The sequence below is a fragment of the Thermococcus sp. M36 genome, assembly GCF_012027355.1.
GTDB lineage: Archaea > Methanobacteriota_B > Thermococci > Thermococcales > Thermococcaceae > Thermococcus.
In genome coordinates, this window is the sequence record NZ_SNUH01000001.1 from 410541 (window position 1) to 428692 (window position 18152).

The 18152-nt window shown below is 56.2% G+C and carries 19 protein-coding genes; 9 read left to right on the forward strand and 10 right to left on the reverse strand.

What is annotated here, in order from left to right; all coding sequences use genetic code 11:
- Position 1: 1 nt before the first annotated feature.
- The 5 genes from E3E36_RS02345 to E3E36_RS02365 form a co-directional block, all read right to left on the reverse strand.
- Positions 2-835, reverse strand: a complete 834-nt coding sequence (locus E3E36_RS02345; RefSeq protein ID WP_167893794.1) for a carbohydrate ABC transporter permease — start codon at positions 833-835, stop codon at positions 2-4.
- On the reverse strand, positions 832-1686 hold the full coding sequence (locus tag E3E36_RS02350) for a carbohydrate ABC transporter permease (protein WP_167893795.1): 855 nt from the start codon (positions 1684-1686) through the stop codon (positions 832-834). The genes E3E36_RS02345 and E3E36_RS02350 overlap by 4 nt, the downstream gene beginning before the upstream one ends.
- A gap of 9 nt (positions 1687-1695) precedes the next feature.
- Entirely contained in the window at positions 1696-2979 is a 1284-nt protein-coding gene (locus tag E3E36_RS02355) for an ABC transporter substrate-binding protein (RefSeq protein ID WP_167893796.1), read from the reverse strand.
- 129 nt (positions 2980-3108) lie between these two features.
- Positions 3109-4122 carry a Gfo/Idh/MocA family protein gene (locus E3E36_RS02360; protein WP_167893797.1) on the reverse strand — a complete coding sequence of 338 codons (1014 nt, stop codon included), beginning with the start codon at positions 4120-4122 and terminating at the stop codon, positions 3109-3111.
- Entirely contained in the window at positions 4110-5126 is a 1017-nt protein-coding gene (locus tag E3E36_RS02365) for a Gfo/Idh/MocA family protein (protein ID WP_167893798.1), read from the reverse strand. The genes E3E36_RS02360 and E3E36_RS02365 overlap by 13 nt, the downstream gene beginning before the upstream one ends.
- A gap of 92 nt (positions 5127-5218) precedes the next feature.
- On the opposite strand from E3E36_RS02365, the gene E3E36_RS02370 reads away from it, so the two are divergent.
- Entirely contained in the window at positions 5219-6361 is a 1143-nt protein-coding gene (locus E3E36_RS02370) for a glycosyltransferase (protein WP_167894716.1), read from the forward strand.
- Here E3E36_RS02370 and E3E36_RS02375 read toward each other — a convergent pair.
- Positions 6340-7290 carry a carbohydrate kinase gene (locus E3E36_RS02375; protein WP_167893799.1) on the reverse strand — a complete coding sequence of 317 codons (951 nt, stop codon included), beginning with the start codon at positions 7288-7290 and terminating at the stop codon, positions 6340-6342. The genes E3E36_RS02370 and E3E36_RS02375 overlap by 22 nt on opposite strands.
- A gap of 90 nt (positions 7291-7380) precedes the next feature.
- On the opposite strand from E3E36_RS02375, the gene E3E36_RS02380 reads away from it, so the two are divergent.
- From E3E36_RS02380 to E3E36_RS02395, 4 genes are all read left to right on the forward strand, one after another.
- Positions 7381-8859 carry an L-fucose/L-arabinose isomerase family protein gene (locus tag E3E36_RS02380; RefSeq protein ID WP_167893800.1) on the forward strand — a complete coding sequence of 493 codons (1479 nt, stop codon included), beginning with the start codon at positions 7381-7383 and terminating at the stop codon, positions 8857-8859.
- 2 nt (positions 8860-8861) lie between these two features.
- The gene (locus E3E36_RS02385; protein WP_167893801.1) at positions 8862-10712 is read left to right on the forward strand and encodes an amylo-alpha-1,6-glucosidase; all 1851 of its coding nucleotides are present in this window, start codon (positions 8862-8864) and stop codon (positions 10710-10712) included.
- Positions 10699-11598 (forward strand): glycoside hydrolase family 130 protein, encoded by a 900-nt coding sequence (locus E3E36_RS02390; protein WP_167893802.1) that lies wholly within the window; start codon positions 10699-10701, stop codon positions 11596-11598. Before E3E36_RS02385 ends, E3E36_RS02390 begins: the two co-directional genes overlap by 14 nt.
- A gap of 86 nt (positions 11599-11684) precedes the next feature.
- On the forward strand, positions 11685-12605 hold the full coding sequence (locus E3E36_RS02395; protein WP_167893803.1) for a DUF835 domain-containing protein: 921 nt from the start codon (positions 11685-11687) through the stop codon (positions 12603-12605).
- On the opposite strand, the gene E3E36_RS02400 is transcribed toward E3E36_RS02395, so the two are convergent.
- On the reverse strand, positions 12595-13014 hold the full coding sequence (locus tag E3E36_RS02400) for a DUF371 domain-containing protein (protein WP_167893804.1): 420 nt from the start codon (positions 13012-13014) through the stop codon (positions 12595-12597). The genes E3E36_RS02395 and E3E36_RS02400 overlap by 11 nt on opposite strands.
- Before the next feature lie 93 nt (positions 13015-13107).
- Here E3E36_RS02400 and E3E36_RS02405 point away from each other — a divergent pair, with 93 nt between their 5' ends.
- Both E3E36_RS02405 and E3E36_RS02410 read left to right on the forward strand, forming a co-directional pair.
- Positions 13108-13254, forward strand: coding sequence for a hypothetical protein (locus tag E3E36_RS02405; RefSeq protein ID WP_167893805.1), 147 nt, complete (start codon positions 13108-13110; stop codon positions 13252-13254).
- Between the two features lie 97 nt (positions 13255-13351).
- Positions 13352-13555, forward strand: a complete 204-nt coding sequence (locus E3E36_RS02410; protein WP_167894717.1) for a 30S ribosomal protein S17e — start codon at positions 13352-13354, stop codon at positions 13553-13555.
- A gap of 39 nt (positions 13556-13594) precedes the next feature.
- Here the strand turns inward: E3E36_RS02410 and E3E36_RS02415 are convergent, their stop codons facing one another.
- Entirely contained in the window at positions 13595-14191 is a 597-nt protein-coding gene (locus E3E36_RS02415) for an ArsR family transcriptional regulator (protein WP_167893806.1), read from the reverse strand.
- A 107-nt stretch (positions 14192-14298) separates the two neighbouring features.
- Between E3E36_RS02415 and thrC the strand changes: the two genes are divergently transcribed.
- Entirely contained in the window at positions 14299-15468 is a 1170-nt protein-coding gene (gene thrC / locus E3E36_RS02420; RefSeq protein ID WP_167894719.1) for a threonine synthase, read from the forward strand.
- On the opposite strand, the gene E3E36_RS02425 is transcribed toward thrC, so the two are convergent.
- Entirely contained in the window at positions 15465-16046 is a 582-nt protein-coding gene (locus tag E3E36_RS02425; protein ID WP_167894718.1) for a thymidine kinase, read from the reverse strand. The genes thrC and E3E36_RS02425 overlap by 4 nt on opposite strands.
- Positions 16047-16144: 98 nt before the next feature.
- Positions 16145-17479, reverse strand: coding sequence for a type III ribulose-bisphosphate carboxylase (gene rbcL / locus E3E36_RS02430; protein WP_167893807.1), 1335 nt, complete (start codon positions 17477-17479; stop codon positions 16145-16147).
- A gap of 391 nt (positions 17480-17870) precedes the next feature.
- Between rbcL and hpkB the strand changes: the two genes are divergently transcribed.
- A complete protein-coding gene (gene hpkB, locus E3E36_RS02435) occupies positions 17871-18074 on the forward strand; it encodes an archaeal histone HpkB (protein ID WP_167893808.1) in 204 nt (67 codons plus the stop codon).
- Positions 18075-18152 lie beyond the last annotated feature (78 nt).

The window sequence follows — 18152 nt, forward strand, 5'->3', positions numbered from 1 at the left end:
CTCACTTGAGCGTTATACCCCACATTGTCACCAAGTACTTTCTGGTGAAGAACACGAACACCATCGCCGGGAGCGTCATTATGAAGGCCGCCGCGAACTTATAGTAGTCCGGGGCGGCGCCTCCGCCGGCACCCGCTACTATCGAGAGTATCAGCGCCGGCAGGGTTCTGTTGTTGAGGGTCAGGATGGAGGCCATAAAGACCTCGTTCCAGCTCATGACGAAGGTGAACATCGCCGCCGCTGCCAGTCCGGGCAGGGTAAGGGGGAGGGTTATCTTCCTGAAAGCCCCCAAGCGGGTGAGGCCAAAGACCAGTGCCGCCTCCTCAAGCTCCTTCGAGACACCGGCGAATATGCTCGACGTTATCAGGATCACGAAGGGAAGGGACATCGCCGTGTGGGCCAGGGCGACACCGAGGAGGGTGTCTATAAGCCTGAGGTTGATGTAGAGGATGACCAGCGGTATGGCCATGACTATGACCGGGAACATCCTGAGGCCCACTATGGAGAGCTTTATGGTGTCCTTGCCGGGGAAGATGAACCTCGCCATTGCATACCCCGCCGGAATTCCGAGCAGGAAGCTTATCGCTATGGTCATCACGGCGACTATGACGCTGTTCCGTATTCCATTCCACGCCCCGAGGGTGAAGAGTATTGTCTCAATGTACTTCGTCGTGAGCTTGGTCGGGATTATCTTGTCCGGGTTGTAGTAGTCCTCCGCCGTAGTGAAGCCGTAGAGGAAAGCGATGGCCAGTGGGAGCAGTACCCAGATGAATATCGTGAAGACCACCGCGTACGTGGCGATTCTTTTCAGGAGGTACTTCATCTCGTCGTTCATTCCCTACCCACCTCCAGGTACTCCGCCCTGAGGAACTTCACGTATAGAGCGGCCAGTACCAGGGAGACGCCCGCTATGATGAGGGCGTAGATCGACGCAACCCCCGGATCCTTGATGTCAACCATCTGGCGGAAGCCCTCGGCAGCTAGGACCGGTATGTCCCTTCCAGCCAGTATGAGGACTATACCAAAGACCTGCATGGCGAAAAGCGTCCTTATTATAAGGGCGCTCTGGATGCTGGGCTTGAGCATGGGAAGGACTATGTGCCTGAGCCTCGTCCAGTAGCCGGCGCCGAAGACCTCGGCCGCTTCGATGTACTCCCTGCTTATCATCTGGAGGCCGGCAAGGATTATGACAAAGACTATCGAGGTTGCCCTCCAGATCTCGGCGAGCACTATGACCAGGAACTCCCTCATCCGGTACTGGTACCCGAAAAAGTATATTGGCGTATCAATTATTCCAATGTTCATGAGCATCTTGTTGAGGAAGCCATAGGGGGAGAGCATGGAGAACCATATCAAACCTGCAGCAACATCGCTTATTGTCAGGGGGATTATAAGGGCGTAAATACCGAGGTCGCGCCCCTTAAAGGCGCGGTTCATAAACAGGGCGAGCACAACAGCGAGCGTAAGCTGGATGGGGACTATAACCGCCCCGAACAGAAGAGTATTCTTGATGGCGTCCCAGAAGTAGTAATCACTGACAGCCCTCCTCACGGTGTCGAGGGAGAAGGCACCATCCTTTGTGAATGCCAGATAAAACGCCTGGATTAGAGGATAGCCTATAAAACCCAGAAGGTAGAGAACCGCCGGCAAAAGTAAAAGGTAGGGGATGAGGTAGCGCCTCTCCATAGCTACCCCTCACGGTGCTTCAGCTCCAAGCTCCTTGAAAATGGCGTCCATCTGGGGGCCGAGCTCGTTGAGAACCTTCTGCGGGTCTTCGTTCTTGAGCACTATCCTCTCAAAGGCCTCCCTGTACATGCTGGTAAACTGTCCGCCCTTCTCCCCCAGATTGGGTATTATGGCAACGAGCGCGTCCGGAGTGCTGGCCTGTGCCTGGACTCCCTGGGCAAGTATCTTGAGCGGTCCCTCGGGCAACTTCCCGCTGGCCTCTTCAACGGTCGGGAAGAATCCTGTCTTCTCAAGAACCTTGACCTGGACATCTGGCCTCGTGAGGTAATCTATGAGCTTCCAGGCTTCATCCTGATGGGGGGCACCCTCGGGTATGGCAAGGCCTGCGAGAACGACTATGAATCCCCTGCCCTTCGGCCCCCTCGGAACCGGGACGACGACGAACTGGTCTGGCTTGGTCTCAATGGCGTTCTTAAGCCTCGCCGTGTGATCCCAGGCTATCATGACCTCTCCCTTGAGGAGCGGATCTGACATAGCGTCCCAGACGGTGCTGGACGGGTTGATGTAGGGCCAGAGCTCCTTCATGTAGTCCCACATCTCGATGGCCTCTGGACTGTTGAACTTCTTTGCCTGGTAGCCCGTGAAGCTCGGGTAGATGTAGCCATGGAGGAACCTGTGCCAGAGACCCTTTGGGCCAGCGGGGAACCCGAGCTGCGGCCGGCCGGTGGCTTCCTTGAGGTTCTTGCCCCACTGGAGGAGCGCGTCGTAGGTCCACTTCTCGGTTCCCTTCATAACGTCCTCCTGAGTAAGGCCCGCCGGAAGGTACTTGAAGGCGTCCTTATTGACGACCATGACGTAGGTGGCACTCATCCACGGGACGTAGACCTTCTTCCCGTTTATGACGGAATACTTCTCGAAAGTGCTTATGAACGTCCTACCCTCAAGCTTGGGCATGTTGCTCAGGTCCGTCAGCCAGCCTTGGGAGGCCATGTAGTCCATACCGCCGTGGAGGTCGCCGATAACGTCTATGGTTACCTTCCCGGTCTTCTCCTCACCTTCAAGCCTCGTGATGAGGTCGGTGTACTGTATCGGGACGAAGTTAATTTCCACGTTGCTCTCGTCAGTGAAGGGCTTAAGGAGCTCGTCCTTTACGAAGACCCTCTCCTCGGGCGGGTTCAGCTGGGTGGACAGGAAGGTCACGGTAACTTTCTCGGTAGTCCCCCCTATACAGCCGCTGGCCACTGCTGCAAAAACAACAACACCCACCAACAAAAGTCCAAACAACCTCTTCATACGACACCACCTTCGTGTGTTGCAGTACATACAGGATACTTCAACGAGCTTATATGAACCAAAGTATATAAGACTTATGATTTAGAACCACTTAAAGTGGTTGTATTTACAAAAAAGTAAAAGTTCGTGTCAAAGCCTGGGCTTGACTGCCCTGCCCTCCCGAGAAGACCTGTATGCCGCCAGGATTATCGCGAGGTTCTTCTTCGCGTCCTCGCCCGTTATGGGCACTTCACTGTCCCCCAGAACTGCCTCCACAAAGGCCTCAACGATACCCCTGACGTCGGGTCTGTCCCAGTATATCTTCTCGGCCCTTTCCTGGTAAACGGTAAAGTCCGGATAGGCCGTTCTAACGTCCAGGAAGCCGTCTCTTCCGACGAGGTAGTACTTAATCTCTATCCCGTACGGGTAGCCCTTCGGACTGCCCCAACCGGCAGTCAGGACAGCAACAACGCCTTTTTTGAACTCAAGAACCGCTGTTCCAATGTCATCAACAGGGAAGCCGTATATCTTGCTCCCTATGTCTGCGTAGACCTTCTCTGGAGTGTCTCCCGTCAGCCAGAGGAGGGAATCAACACCGTGTGGAGCGGTGTCCATAAAGCCACCGCCGCCGGACTTGCTCGCGTCCAGGAACCAGCTCATATCAAGCCCCTGCAGGGATATCGGCGGCTTAACGTTCTCCGAAATCGTCTGTATGTACTCTAGAGGCCCTATCTCACCTGCATCTATCATCTCCTTGGCCTTCCTCAGCGGCTCTGTAAAGCGCGGGTTGAAGGGGAGCATGAGCTTTATCCCTGCCCTCTTCGCTGCCTTTATGACCTCGTCGGCGTCCTTGAGGCTCAGGGCGATGGGCTTCTCAAGGAGTACGTGCTTGCCCTCCTCGGCGGCCCTAATAGCTACCTCCTTGTGCCTATAAGTCTCGATTGCTATGTAGACGGCCTCGACATTATCGTCCCTCAAAAGCTCCTCGTAGTTCCTGTAGAAGCGCGCTCCGTGCCTTCTCGCCTCAATCCTCGCCACATCAGAATTGGAGCCGTCCCCTGATACTGCCACAAGCTCTGAGTGCCTGCCCCCAGAAATTACAGAGGCGAAGCGCAGGGCGTGCGGGTGGGCGTAGCTTATTATTCCGAAGTTCAGCTTCTCCATACTTCGACCACCTCCCCCCTGCGGGCGCTTTCCTTGGCCTTCTCTGCAATCCTCAGGGCTGTCAGAGCGTCCCCTGCCGTCACCACTGGCTCCTCCCTGCCTCTTATGACGTTGAAGAAGTGCCTCAGCTCCCGCTCGAAGGCATCCGGGAACGTGGACAGCAGGGGTGAGAAGCGCGGCATCTCAAAGCTGGCCTTTGCAACACCGACCACAGGAGTATCGAGCGGGGTGTACCTTATCCTGCCGTTCCTGCCGATTATGTCCACGTGGTGGTAGAAGATGCCGTAGCGTGAGGGATAAGGATAGGCCCAGCTGACCTCGGCTATGCCCGTCTTTCCTCCCTCGAACCTTATCATCATGACGAAGTGGTCAAAGGTTCCGTTGGCCTTGGCCTCTTCCTTTATGGCCTTCCCCACGGCGTAAACACTCAAAGGCTCACTCTCGAAGAACCACCTCAGAAAGTCCGTGACGTGGACGCCCAGGTCAACCGCGACTCCACCGCTCCTGTTCTCATCCCAATACCAGTAGTCCTTGGGGAAGGGCAGGTTCTGGACTTCGGCCTTCCTTATGTGCATGGGCAGAATGTTGCGCTTCTTGATGGTTTCCTTCATCTGAACCCATCTCTTGTCAAAGCGCCTCACGTGGCCGACGAGGAGGTAGAGACCCTCTTTCTCGGCGGTTTTTATCATCCTCTCGCCTTCATCAACCGTGAGTGCTATGGGTTTCTCGACGATGACATGCTTCCCGACCCTGAGGGCCTTTACGGCCAGTTCGGAGTGTGTGTACGTCGGGGTCAGAATCTCAATGACGTCCAGGTCAAGGTCAAGGAACTCGTCGAAGCTCGTGAAGGGCCTAGCCCCAAACTCCCTGGCCCCTTCCCTCGCCCTGCTCTCGTCTAAGTCCATGCAGGCAACGACCTTGATTCCCTCCATTCCCCTCAGCGCATTTTTGTGGGCGAGGTTGAATATGTTTCCACAGCCTACCACACCTACCTTCAGTTCCATTGGGAATCCCTCAGAGGAAATACCGTCGAAAGGTATATAACCCTTTTCAAAACAAACCACTTTAAATGGTTGTAACTGGAGAGGTGGAGGCAATGAAAGTTATCGTCGGGATTCCCAGCTACAACAACGCAGGGACGATTTCTTTCGTAGTCAGACAGGCGGCGGAAGGCCTCAAGAAGTACTTCGGCGGGGGTGTCGTGGTGAACGCCGACGGCGGCAGCACCGACGGGACGAGGGAGGCCGTGCTGAAGACCCAGGTGCCGGAAGGAGTGGAAGTCCACAGCTTCGTCTACAAGTGGCCCATTCCCGGCAAGGGCAGTGCCATGAAGGAGCTTATGGAGTTCGCCCTTGAGAAAGAGGCCGACGCGATAGTGTTCGTGGACAGCGACCTCAGGAGCATAACTCCCGAATGGATTTACCGCTTTGCGAAGCCGATAGAGGACGGCTATGACTTCGTGGCGCCACTCTACATAAGGCACAAGTGGGACGGAACGATAACCAATAACATAGCATATCCAATGACGGCCTCGCTTTACGGCAAGAACGTCAGACAGCCGATAGGCGGGGACTTCGGAATAAGCAGAAAGCTCATGGAGGTCTACCTGGAGAACGAGGACGTGTGGAAGACGCACGTCGCGCGCTTTGGCGTGGACATTTTCCTGACCACAACGGCCATAGCGAGGGGCTTCAGGATCATACAGACCGCCCTCGGAATGAAGATACACGACCCCAAAGACCCTGCCGCTTCCCTCGGCCCGATGTTCAACCAGGTCGTTGGGACGCTCTTCATGCTGATGACCCGCTACGAAAACGTCTGGAAGAACGTGAAGGCAATAGAGGAGGTGCCAATCTTCGGGGAGCTTGAGAAGGGTGAACCCGAGCCAGTGAAGGTAACCCTTGAGCTGCTGGAGATAAGGGCCAAGGAGCTGTTCGCCCAGCATGAGGCCGTCCTTAAGAGGGCTCTGAGCAAAGAAACCTTCGAAGGCGTGAAAAAAGCCCTGAAAACCTTCGAACTCGACGACAGGCTCTGGAGCCACGTCCTCTATGACGGGGCCGTCTCCTACAGGGATGGAATCCTTGAGGAAGCCGAGCCGCTCGTTCCGCTATACTTCGCAAAAACTGCAGACTTCGTGAAGAGAACGGTGGAGATGAGCACTCTAGAGGCAGAAAAACTGATAGAGGAGAGGGCGGAGATCTTCCTTGAGGAGAAGGACTACCTGCTAGAGCGTTGGTGAAGCTCCCGGAATTCCCTCATCAGGGCTATTTCTTCCATTTTTGGGACGCTCCATGCTCCTCTGAGGATCGTCGAGAGAGCAGCTATGAGGTTTGCAAAGCGGCCTATTCTTGCGAGCTCGCTCTCGTTGAGGCCCTCCTTTCCCAGGAGGCTGGAGTAATGCAGGCCGGCGAGAAGGGCCGCCATGAAGGCATCTCCAGCCCCGGTTGTATCAACGGGTTCGACCTTGTAGGTCGGCACGTGAGCCCTGGCCCCTCCGCTCACCAGCTCGCTTCCCTCTTCACCCTTGGTGACCGCGAGGAGCTTGAAATCAAAGCCCCCAACTTCGATGCCGTTTTCCGTGAGGAACGTCAGTTCACCGTCTCCGAGCTTGATGATGTCCGCCAAGGTCAAAGCCCGCTCGATGTCCCTCAGCATCTCTTCCTCCCTTCCGCGCCAGAGGTCTGGCCTTATGTTGACATCGTAGCTGAGCGGGACCTTTCCCTTCAGCCCGTTCAGGAGCCCGAAGAGAGTTGACCGCGACGGCTCCCTGGCGAAGAGCACCGAACCGAAGTGGACGACCTCGGCCCCCTCCAGAACATCAAAGGGGACGTCCTCCTTCCTCAGGTTAAAGTACGCGACCCCGTCGTAGAGTATGAACTCCGGCTTTGCCCCTATCAGCTGGACGAAGACCACTCCGGTGTGCTTTTCCGGGTCGCGGGGGATGAAGGTTTCCACACCCTCATCACAGAGCCTTTCGAGCAGGAAGTCGCCGAAGGGGTCGTCCCCAACTTTACTCACCAGCGCGCTTTCAACGCCGAGCCTCGCAAGACCAACGGCAACGTTTGCCGGGGCGCCGCCGGGGTGCTTTTCGAAAGACCTCACGTCCTTAAGCTTTCCCTCCTGGAGGGCTATGAAGTCTATGAGCACTTCACCGATCGAGACCATCATCCCCCATCACCAAAATGCAACCATTGGGAGTGGTTTATAACACAACGATTATATATGCCTTTTTGCCGATTTTCCCCAAGGTGTTGTCCCATGATAGCCGTCATCACCTTTACCGACCCCCGTCCAACGGCCCTCTCGGCCGAACGTGAAAAAGCCCTCATGGAGAAGCACGTCAGACTTGTTGAAGAGCTCAGGAAGGCGGGCTTTGAAGTTTTCGACATCAACGACGAGCTGAGGAAGTACGGGGCAATAAATGAGGGCAGAAACTTCGGAATAGACTCAATGGAAGAGGCAATGGAAGCAGGAAGGCTGATAGCCGGGAAGGGAGCGAGTGGCATCATAGCGGGTCTCTGGCACTGGACAGAGAGCAACCTCGTTACAGCGATGGCAAGGGAGGCAAAGAGGCCGCTCCTTCTCTACGCGGACGACGACCTAGCATGGGCAGGAACAACCTGCGTTACCTCTGTCGGGGCCTCGCTGTGGGAGAGTGCTGTGAACGAGTACGCTCTCAACCACGTGAGGCTCAAGGGGGACGTTGAAAAGGTCAAGGCCTGGGCCAGAGCAGTTGAAGCCGTTGATAAGCTCTCGAAGAAGTCCATTCTCCTCTGGGGCGCCCCATACACCCTCGGAATGGAGCACCTCATGGACGACCTCCCGAGGCTTAAGAGAATCGTCGGCGACTTCATAATGCTCGACCAGTACGTCCTCGTTAAAAAAGCGGATAAAATGCTCTCCGATGAGCACCTGAGAGTCCGCGTCGAGGAGTTCTACAACTGGCTGACCGAGAAGACAACCGTGAAGTTTGACGACCTCATGCTGACGCCGGAAGCGTTGAGGAGGCAAATAGCCCTCTACCTGGCAGCAAAGGAGAGCTGGAAGGAGCACGGGGAAATTTCAGCGGTCTCGATAAAGTGCCAGCCCGAGCTGAGCGAGATTTATGGAGTAACCGCGTGCCTCATTCCAGCTCTCTTCCCGTTCAACCTCGACGCCGAGGGCGGGAAGGAGGTTGTACCGGCCACCTGCGAGGGCGACATCAAGGGGACGATAAGCTCGGCACTCCTCTTCTACCTGAGCGGGAAGCCACCACTCTTCGGGGACATAAAGTACGTGGACGACGATATCGTGATGATAGCCAACTGCGGTGCTTCCTCGCTCTATTACGCCAGGCTCAGCGAGAACCCGGAGGAAAATCTGAGGGCGACGACAGTTCAGGGGCAGTGCCAGGGGGCGAGCGGTGGAGCTTTGACCTACAGGACGCCCAGGGCGGCCTTTACGGTTGCCAGACTGATAAGGAAGGGCGGAGAGTACCGCCTCCTATACTTCCTCGCGGAGGGTGTTGAGATAACAGAAGAAATGGAGTCGAAGCTGAAATGGGGCAGGCAGTGGCCGCATACAGCCATAAAGAATCCGCTCGATAAGGAAGGCTTTATTTCGGCGATGGGGGCGAACCACCTGAGCCTCGTTCCAGGGGACTACACAGAGGAGCTCCGCTTCGTGGCGAGGCTCTGGGGGGTCAAAGCGGTGAACCTTGAAGACAGGGCAGAGGTAAAAGGTGTCCTTGGGGTGTAGTCATGAAGACGATACTGGCCGGAAACGGGGCATTCGTGCTCACGGACAGAGAGGGGAACATGAGGAGCCACTACGACGGCCTCTACTTCCTCGACACACGCTTTGTCAGGAGGGCCGTCCTCAGGGTGTCCCCAGGACTGGAGTTCTTTGGGGCTTCGGCAACGTTCAGGAAGGCCGTTTCCCACTTTTCAACCTCAGGAAAAGCCGTTCTCCTAAGGCGAAGAAGACTCGATGGCTTTTATGAGGAGGAGATTTCGATATACAACGCTTCTGACGACGAATTGACCGTCGAGCTTGAGTACACCTACGAGGCGCCCCTTGAGGACATATTCCAGGTTAGGGGCTTCATGGGGCTGAAGGGAGAAAAAACCACCCTGCCGGCTGGGGGACTGCACTCAAGGGGAGGGCGGAGCCTCAGGGTAGAGACCAATATGGAGCGGGAAGGGAACTCCCTAAAGGCAGCGGTAAGATTACCCCCCTTCTCCAAGAAGACCCTCTACGTCCGCTTCATCCCAGAGATTCGGGGAAAGGTGCGAGGACTGCTCGGTGAGAGGAAACCCCCCCTCAGAAATCCCGTCTTCACAGGGTCAATAGCACTTGACGACGTCTTCGAGAGAGCCGTGGCGAACATTTACGCCCTGACCCTCTACACTACCTACGGGCCCGTTCCCCTCGCGGGAATACCTTACTTCATGTGCCCCTTCGGGAGGGATGCGATAATAACCTCGCTCTTCCTCCTACCGTATTATCCAGAATATGCCGCCGGGACGCTGAAGCTCTTTGGAGGACTCCAGGGAAAGAAAAACGACCCGAGAAGCGAGGAGGAGCCGGGGAAGATTCCCCACGAGTTCCGTCTCGGCGAGCTGGCACAGTCCGGGAGGATTCCCTTCGCCCCGTACTACGGAACCGTCGATGCGACGCCCCTCTACGTGGCTTTAGCCGGCGAGTACCTCCGTTGGACGGGGGATAAAGCGCTTATAGAGGAGATAAGGCCAAATATTACCAGAGCCGTCGAATGGATTTTAAGCAAGCTCAAAAGCGGCTACATAACGTACATCCCCGGAATACTCAGCAACAAGGGGTGGAAGGACTCGAAGGACGCGATAGTCGATGAAAACGGGAGGCCGGCAAAACCGCCAATAGCGCTCGTCGAGGTGCAGGGCTACGCTTACTGGGCCCTCAGGCTCGCTGGGGAGTTTGAATTGACGGATTTCGACTCAAAAACGCTCCTCCGCGAAGCGGAGAGGCTCAGGAAGAGGTTCAACCGCGACTTCTGGGTCGATGGATACTACACCCTGGCCCTTGACGGAGATGACAAACCGCTGAGGGTCGTCTCGTCGAACATGGGGCACCTCCTCATCACCGGGATAGCCGAGCGTGAAAACGAGCTCGCGGAGAGGCTTTTCCAGCAGGACATGCTCTCCAGATACGGGATAAGAACCCTGAGCTCGAAGGAAAGGGCCTACAACCCCTTCAGCTACCACCGCGGAAGTGTTTGGCCCCACGACAACGCCCTCATAGCTCTAGGTCTCGCGAGGGTTGGGAGGGTCGACCTTGCGAAGGAGCTCGTGGACAGAATTTTCGCCGCCGCAAAGCTCATGCCCGAGAAGGAACTGCCGGAGCTCTACAGCGGACTGGACGAGCTTGTGCCCGTTCCAAGGGCCAACTCACCACAGGCGTGGAGCGCGGCGAGCGTCTTCGCCCTCGTTACTGCCTCACTCGGCATGGAAGCAGGGGACGAGCTGACGGTTAAGCCGGCGGAGGGCGTAAACATCCTAGTAAGGGCCGTTGCCTTCAGGGGCAGGAAGTACCTTATACGGGCCAACGGAGGTGTTGAGATTGAACCCGTTTGAGCTCCGCTTCCAGAAGCTTTCCAACCCGGTTCTCTCGCCCTCAAAGGAGGGCTTCGACTCGAAGAACACCTACAATCCGGCCGTAATCAAGCACAGGGGAACCTTCGTGATGCTCTACAGGGCAGAGGCTAAGGGCGAGAAAATAACAGGAAGGATTGGACTGGCCCTCAGCGGTGATGGGATAAACTTCGTGAGGCATCCGGAGCCGGTGATGGAGCCGGAGTACGGCTGGGAGAAAGTCGGGGTCGAAGACCCCCGCGTGGTTAGGGTGGGAAAGACCTACTACATGACTTACACGGGCTACGACGGAAGGGTCGCGAGGCTCTGCATAGCAACATCGAAGAATCTCCTGAGCTGGAAGAAGCACGGAGTAGTTTTCGAGGAGTTCCCCTTCGAGAAGAACGGAAAGCCCAACTGGACAAAGAGCGGGGCCATACTTACCGAGAAGATGGAGTCAGGCCCGTTCAGGGGACACTACATCATGTACTTCGGGGACTCGAACGTATGGCTCGCCTACTCGAAGGATCTAATCCACTGGGAGTATGAACCCGAGCCAGTTCTAACGCCGAGGGGTTACCTTGTCGAGCCGGGGCCGGCCCCGCTGGTGCTCGAAGAGGGCATCCTTCTCATCCACAACGAGGCATTCTGGATGGGCGGAGACCTCATATATACAGTGCAGGCGGCACTGTTTGACAGAGAAGACCCAAGAAAGCTTCTCTGGAGGACCGAAAGGCCCCTGCTGGAGCCGGAGTTCGAGTGGGAAAAGAAGGGCTGGGTGGACAACGTCGTCTTCGCCGAGGCGATGGTGGAGCACGGTGGGAAGATGTACCTCTACTACGGGGGATCGGACAGGTACGTTGGGCTGGCGGTCTCAAAGAGGATTTAAGGGCTGATTTTTACAGCCCAATTTTTTCTGGGGGATGCCAAAGTTTAAGTACAACCTAAGGCATAGATGTTTAGAGGTAGGGCCGTATGGAGGTACACAACCCTTGGGGTGTCATCGCCGGGGTAGTAGTACTGGTGGTAGCCCTGTTTTCGGCATACATGTCGTACACGTACTACAGGAAGTTCGACACTCCCCTCTCAAAACGTCTGGCAAAAATGGCCCTTATCTCTTCGGTATCGGCGATAATAGGCGCGCTGGGAGCGATGATAGTGTCGTACACGGAAACGGGTATGTGGTGGATAATGGCAGTGTTCTTCACGGTTTCATACCTCACAATAACCGTCGCCGTGTCGATTTACCTGAGGCTCTTTTACAGATCCATCTCGGGGACAGTGCCGGATGCAATTCATGAGGATGCAAAACCGGGTGAAGCCGCCCCCTATGAGGCGGGCCTGGAGGAGGTTCTGCCCCGTGGAGGCTTCACAGTGCAGCCCCAGGACGCGCCCAAACTGAAGCCGCTGTGCAGGCTGGCGAAGGGAGCCATATACGTGGGGCGCAACAGGAAGCCCCAGATGTGCCCCCGCTTCGACAAGGTAATATGGATCAGCAGGATAAAAGCACCCAACTCAGTCGACCCCTCCAAGCTCCACGTTCTCCAGGAGTCCGTTATAAGGTTCGTTTCCGAGCGCGGAGGAGGCGTCATTGTCATACTGGAGGGAATAGAACATCTAGTAATTTACAACGACTTCAGGAGCGTGATAAAATTCTTGACCTCCCTGAAGGACTACATGATCCTAACGGGCTCGTCCCTCTTTGTGATGGTGGAGGAGGGGACGTTCGAGAGCACCGAAACGTCCATACTCCGGAGGGAGTTCCCGCCCATAGACCTAGACGAAGTCCTTTCTAAGACCGAGGAAATAGCCCTGTTTGGGGCACTTCCCAGGAACATTGCGGAAAACGAAAAAACTGCCGACGGAGACAGCGAGCCCTCCCGGGCTAGTCAATGACTATAAGCTCCACCTCGGCCTCCGTTTCAGGGTTCTTCAGGAGCTCCACTATTTCTCTGTTTATGTCCCGTGCAGCCTTGTTGGCCCTCACCGCCAGGGTTCTGGCGTCAATGTATGTGCTCTTTCTGACGACCATGGAGTATTCGTGGTCGAGGATCAGGTCAGAGCTTCCCTCGGCGAGAACCTCATCCACCAGATCACCCACGCGGATGCGGATCAGAAGCCGTTTCCCGGATTTAAGGGCTTTTTTGAACTCTTTGCTGAAGTCGTTTATCCCCCTATCTGCCGAGACACAGAGTATGCAGTCCCCGCGCGGCGTAAGGTAGTCCTCCTTCGTGAACTCAAGGGTGGATTTATGCGTCGCCCTAACGTTCTTGTGCCCCCTGCAGCGGATGACTTCCCTAAGCATGCCCCTGGATATGTATGGGAGTTTATAAATTTCCGGTCAAACCAATGAAAAACTTTTTAAGTGTGGCAGAGAAATACTACATCGGGTGATAGGATGGACCTGAGGCGCGCCGTTAAGGGCCTTGTGAGGGCTCACGCGGGGTTCGCCATCGTAAGGGTGAACTCCCTTGGAAAAGTCTATCCCGAAAAAACCAGCGTTGATGTACTCGAAGTCCTCCGCAGGAGGCTCGGGAAGGAGTGAGGAACCACTTTATTTTTGCCGGTTCTGGGAAAACTTTTAAAAGGCCTCTTATGATGTGAGTTACGGCTGTCAGAATCAAGCTAACGGGGGGTTGATGATGGGAAACATCAAGCAGACGTTCATCAAGAGGGTTGCCCGCGAGCTGTTTGACCGCTATCCCGACCAGTTCACCAGGGACTTCGAGCACAACAAGAGGATGGTCGCCGAGCTCACCAACGTCACCAGCAAGACCATCAGGAACAGGATAGCGGGCTACATAACCAGGCTCGTGAGGATGAAGGAAGAGGGCAAGATGCTCTAAACGCTTTTTTCTCCGGCTTTATTATCCTCCGGGGTCTTCCTAAAAGCCCTCAAGGTCTTCAAGTATTTTTCTCGGGAGTTTCGGGCGGAACTCCTTCAAAAGCCTCTCGAACTCCCTCTCGTTCTCCTGGGCTATGCGCCTGAAGAGGTTTTCGATGTACGTCTCGGTGAGGAGGCGGACTTCCTCCAGCTCCTGCTTCGTCCTGAGCACCTCCTCAATCCTTTCCTGGATCTCGCCCAAGAAGGTCAGCAGTTCGCCGATCTTTGCCTCCGCCGGCTCGGTGGACTTTATCAGCGCCTTGGCCTGCGCGTACTCCCTCGTCTGTCTCGGGGCCTTGGGCTCGTACATCTCCGTGCCAAAAGCGTACGGCGTGAGCAGCACTTCAAGGCGGAAGCCGCGCTTTATGGTGTAGTACTTTCTCGGCCTGCCGCGGGGGATCTTCTCCGTCCTGCCCTCGATGAGGCCTGCACTCTCAAGTATCCTGAGGTGCTCAAGTACGGCCTTCTGACCAACGCCGAGCTCCTGGCTCAGCTCGCTGACGAAGTACGGCCTCCTGGTGAGCAGGATGAGTATCCTCCTCCGCGTCTCGTTTCCGAGGATGTCGAGCAGCCTCCCCATGTTCTTATTTGACTCCATGGTCTCACCCCCTCTTTCCCTAACCTGATGTAAGAAAAGATTACTTTAAGCTTTTCGGTCGGGTTCAGGTTTAAAAGGTATCCGATGAAGTACCAGCGGTGATCACTATGTTCGCTTCAAAGCTCGTCTGCACAGAGTGCGGTGAGGAGTACTCCCTCGCGTGCGGGGTTTACAAGTGCACCCGGTGCGGTGCCCCGCTGGACGTCAGGTATCACTACGACGACATCGCGGAGGTCATCCAAGACAGCGACCCCTGGTTTAGGGAGCACCCCCACACATGGAAGTACTGGATGTTCCTCCCGGTTTCCAACCTCAGAAAGGTGGTCACGCTCAACGAGGGCGGCACGAGGCTTTACAGGGTGAAGAAGCTTGAGGAAAAGCTGGACATCACGAGGCTCTACGTCAAGAACGAGGGCGAGAACCCGACGGGGGCCTTCAAGGACAGGGGCTCGAGCGTCGAGATAACCAAGGCCCTGGAGTTCCACGCCCAGAGGATTATAGTGGCCTCCACCGGCAACATGGCGGCATCTATAAGTGCCTACGGCGCCAAAGCCGGACTTGAAGTAACCATAGTCGTGCCGGAGGGAACCCCCGAGGGCAAACTCGTCCAGGCGAGGATGTACGGCGCGAAGGTCGAAGTCTTCGGGAAGACCTACGACGAGGCCCTTGCGGAGGCCGAGAGAAAGGCCAGGGAGGAGAACTACCACCTGACGGGCAACTACCACTTCAGGGTTGAGGGGCAGAAGACGACGGGCTTCGAGATCATTGACCAGCTCCACTTCAACGTTCCGGACTGGATAGTCGTGCCCATCGGGGCCGGAACCCACCTGAGGGCCATCTGGAAGGGTCTCAATGAGTTTCAACGGGTAGGCCTCATAGAAGAGCTACCGAGAATAGCGGGGGTTCAGATAGAGGGATACGATGCGGTGGTTAAGGCATGGAAGACAGGAAAGCCCATCGAGAAGATTACGAAGAAAGCCGCGACGGTCGCCAGCGCCATAGCGGTCAAGGCCCCGGTGGACGGAGAGAACGTGCTCAGGGCCGTAAAGGAGAGCGGTGGGCATCTCGACACCGTGACCAACGAGGAAGCCGTCAAAGCGGGCATGCTCCTCGGAAGGGAGGGGCTCTTCGTCGAGCCCTCATCTGCGACTGCCCTGGCGCTCGCGAGGAAGATGAGGGAGGAGGGCATAATAGACAGGGGCGAAAGCGTGGTGGTCGTCGCGACCGGCCACGGGCTCAAGGACATCAACACGTGGAGGGAGGTGCTCTCGCGTTAGGGCACCTCGTGGTGCTCCCTGCACCTTGCCTCGTAGCTCTCCCGCCCCCCGACCAGGATTACCGGGGAGTCGCGGGGGGCGGGCTTCCCATCTATGAGGCGCTGGCTCCTGGTTGCAGGCCTCCCGCAGACTGTGCAGACGGCTGTAAGGTAAACTATGTTGTCGGCCCTGGCGAGGAGTTCCTTCGTGACCGGAAACGGGTCCCCCTTGAAGTCAAGGTTGAGGCCGCTGGCGATGACGTAAACGCCCTCATTCGCGAGCATGTCCAGGGCCTCAACGATCCCCATGGGGAAGAATTGAACCTCGTCAATCCCTATGACCTCGTATTTCTCCCTCCTCGTTATTTCGACTATTCTATCAACGCCGGTCTCGTCGGTTGGGATGACAAAGGCCTCGTAGCGGAGGCCGTTGTGCGCAACGACCTCATCCTCCGAGTACCTCCTGTCTATCGCGGGCTTGAAGAGCGCCGCCTTCCTCTTGGCGAACATCTGCCTCTCAATGCGCTTTATCAGCTCGGTAGTTTTACCCGCGAACATGGGGCCGGTTATGACTTCCAGAAAACCCCCCGGGTGAACCATGACACTCACCGGATGTGGAACACCTCGGGAGGTTAAATCACCTGCGGAGAAAAAGTTGGACGGAAGACGAAAAGGGAAGAGAAAAACCGTCAGTGCGGTCAGACAGGGGTGACGTGGCCCCACTTTTCGAGGGCCCTCGCGAGCTCCTTGTGGGTCTTGGCATACTCGTCGAGTGGTATTCCCTGCATGATGGCGTCGATGGCCTGCCTGACGGCCCTAGCTCCAGCGGCCGGTCCGTCCGGGTGTCCGAGCGTTCCGCCACCGAGCTGGAAGACGATGTCAGTTCCGAGCGCCTCAACAACCGGCTGGATGTTGCCCGGGTGCAGTCCGCCAGAGCTGGTCGGGAAGGCCGGCTTTATGCCGTAGAACTTCTGCTCCATGTGGAAGACGTCGTTCTCTTCGGGCTTGTAGTGCTTCTCCCTTAGGATCCTCGCGTTCTGGATGACGTCCCACTTTCCTCCTTCGAGCTTGCCGGCTCCAGCCGTTCCGACGTGGAGCTGGTCGATACCAACGAGCCTGTAGAGTTTGGCAAGAACAAACATTGAGATGCCGTGGTGGGGATTCCTTGTGAAAGCGGCGTGCATGGCCCTGTGGCCGTGGACGGCGAGGCCGTAATCGGCGGCGAGCTCGGTTATGTACTCGAGTGCGCCCCAGCCGGTTATGACGACATCGACCATGGCGTGCTTGAGGCCAAGGTCTGCGAGGATCTCAAGCCTGCGCTCCATCTCAAGGAGCGGGCCAGTTATGTTGGCGAACCAGGTCTTCTTCTCGCCGGTCTCGTTCTCGACCTTATCAATGATCCTGGCTATTATCTCGGCCCTCTCCTCAAAGCGGTTGTACCAGGGGCTGGTGAGGTTCTCGTCGTCCTTCATGTAGTCAGCACCGTTGGAGAGCAGCTCGTAGGAGAGCTTCTCGAACTCCTCCGGAGAGTAGCCGACCTTTGGTTTGGGAACGACACCGTAGAGCGGCCTGTCCTTAATGTCGAGCATCTTCCTGACGCCCTCGATACCGAATGCCGGGCCGTTGAACTCCCTTATGAGCTTCTCAGGGAAGTAGAGATCCTCGAGGCGGAGGCCCTTGACGCGCTTCATTCCAAAGACGTTGCCCGCTATGCTGGCCAGAAGTCCGGGGAGGTTGGCCTCCTCAAAGGCGTGGAACGGGTAGGCTATCTTCACTATCCAGCTGCCATCGCCCATGTCGTGGAAGTCGTAGGCCTTGGCCGAAAGGTCGGCCCAGCGCTCCTCCTCATACCAGTTGTAGAGGGTTGTCCAGGTTCCGGTTGAGCTCTCAGCGGCAACCGCTCCGGCAGCAGCCTCAATGGTATAGCCGTCGGCCGGCGTCACGCGGAACACGGCTATGATGTCTCTCTTCTTGTTGGGCTCATAGCTCTTGTCCACGTAGTAGTCATATATCTTGTCAAACCTTTCACTCATGCTTTCACCTCCTAGGTAAATTAGGGGTTGCATCAATCCCTATAAAAATGCTACGGTGCATAATTGGGACATCCATGTCTTTAAATGGATAGGAAAGCCCCCTTTTATCCCCCGAAGCCCCAAACTCCCGTTTTCCTTTCAAGAATTTACGGGGATTCAAAGGATATAACAGCCGTAGGAGGCAGGAAAACCCGTTTTAGAACTTTGCCCTCTGGTGAGTATAAGGTATTCCATAAGTTAACAGCGGAATGATTCCTGATTTCTCTACATCCCACCCAAAAACGGCCGAGTATTGCCCTCAGAGCCCCCCATTTCCGAAAGGTTTATATATGCCTTCGTTCTTAGAATAAAACGCAGATACCTGCAAAACAACGTTTAGGAGGTTGGGAAAATGGCTGAGTTGCCAATTGCCCCGGTTGACAGGCTTATAAGGAAGGCCGGCGCCGCCCGCGTCAGCGAGGAGGCCGCCAAGGTTCTCGCAGAGCACCTCGAGGAGAAGGCCCTTGAGATCGCCAAGAAGGCGGTCGACCTCGCCCACCACGCCGGCAGGAAGACCGTCAAGGCCGAGGACATCAAGCTCGCCATCAAGAGCTGATGGCCTTTCTTTTCCTTCCTTAGCTTTTCTGGAGTTTCTAGATCCACTATGCACGTGAAATCATTTTTCTGGGGCCAA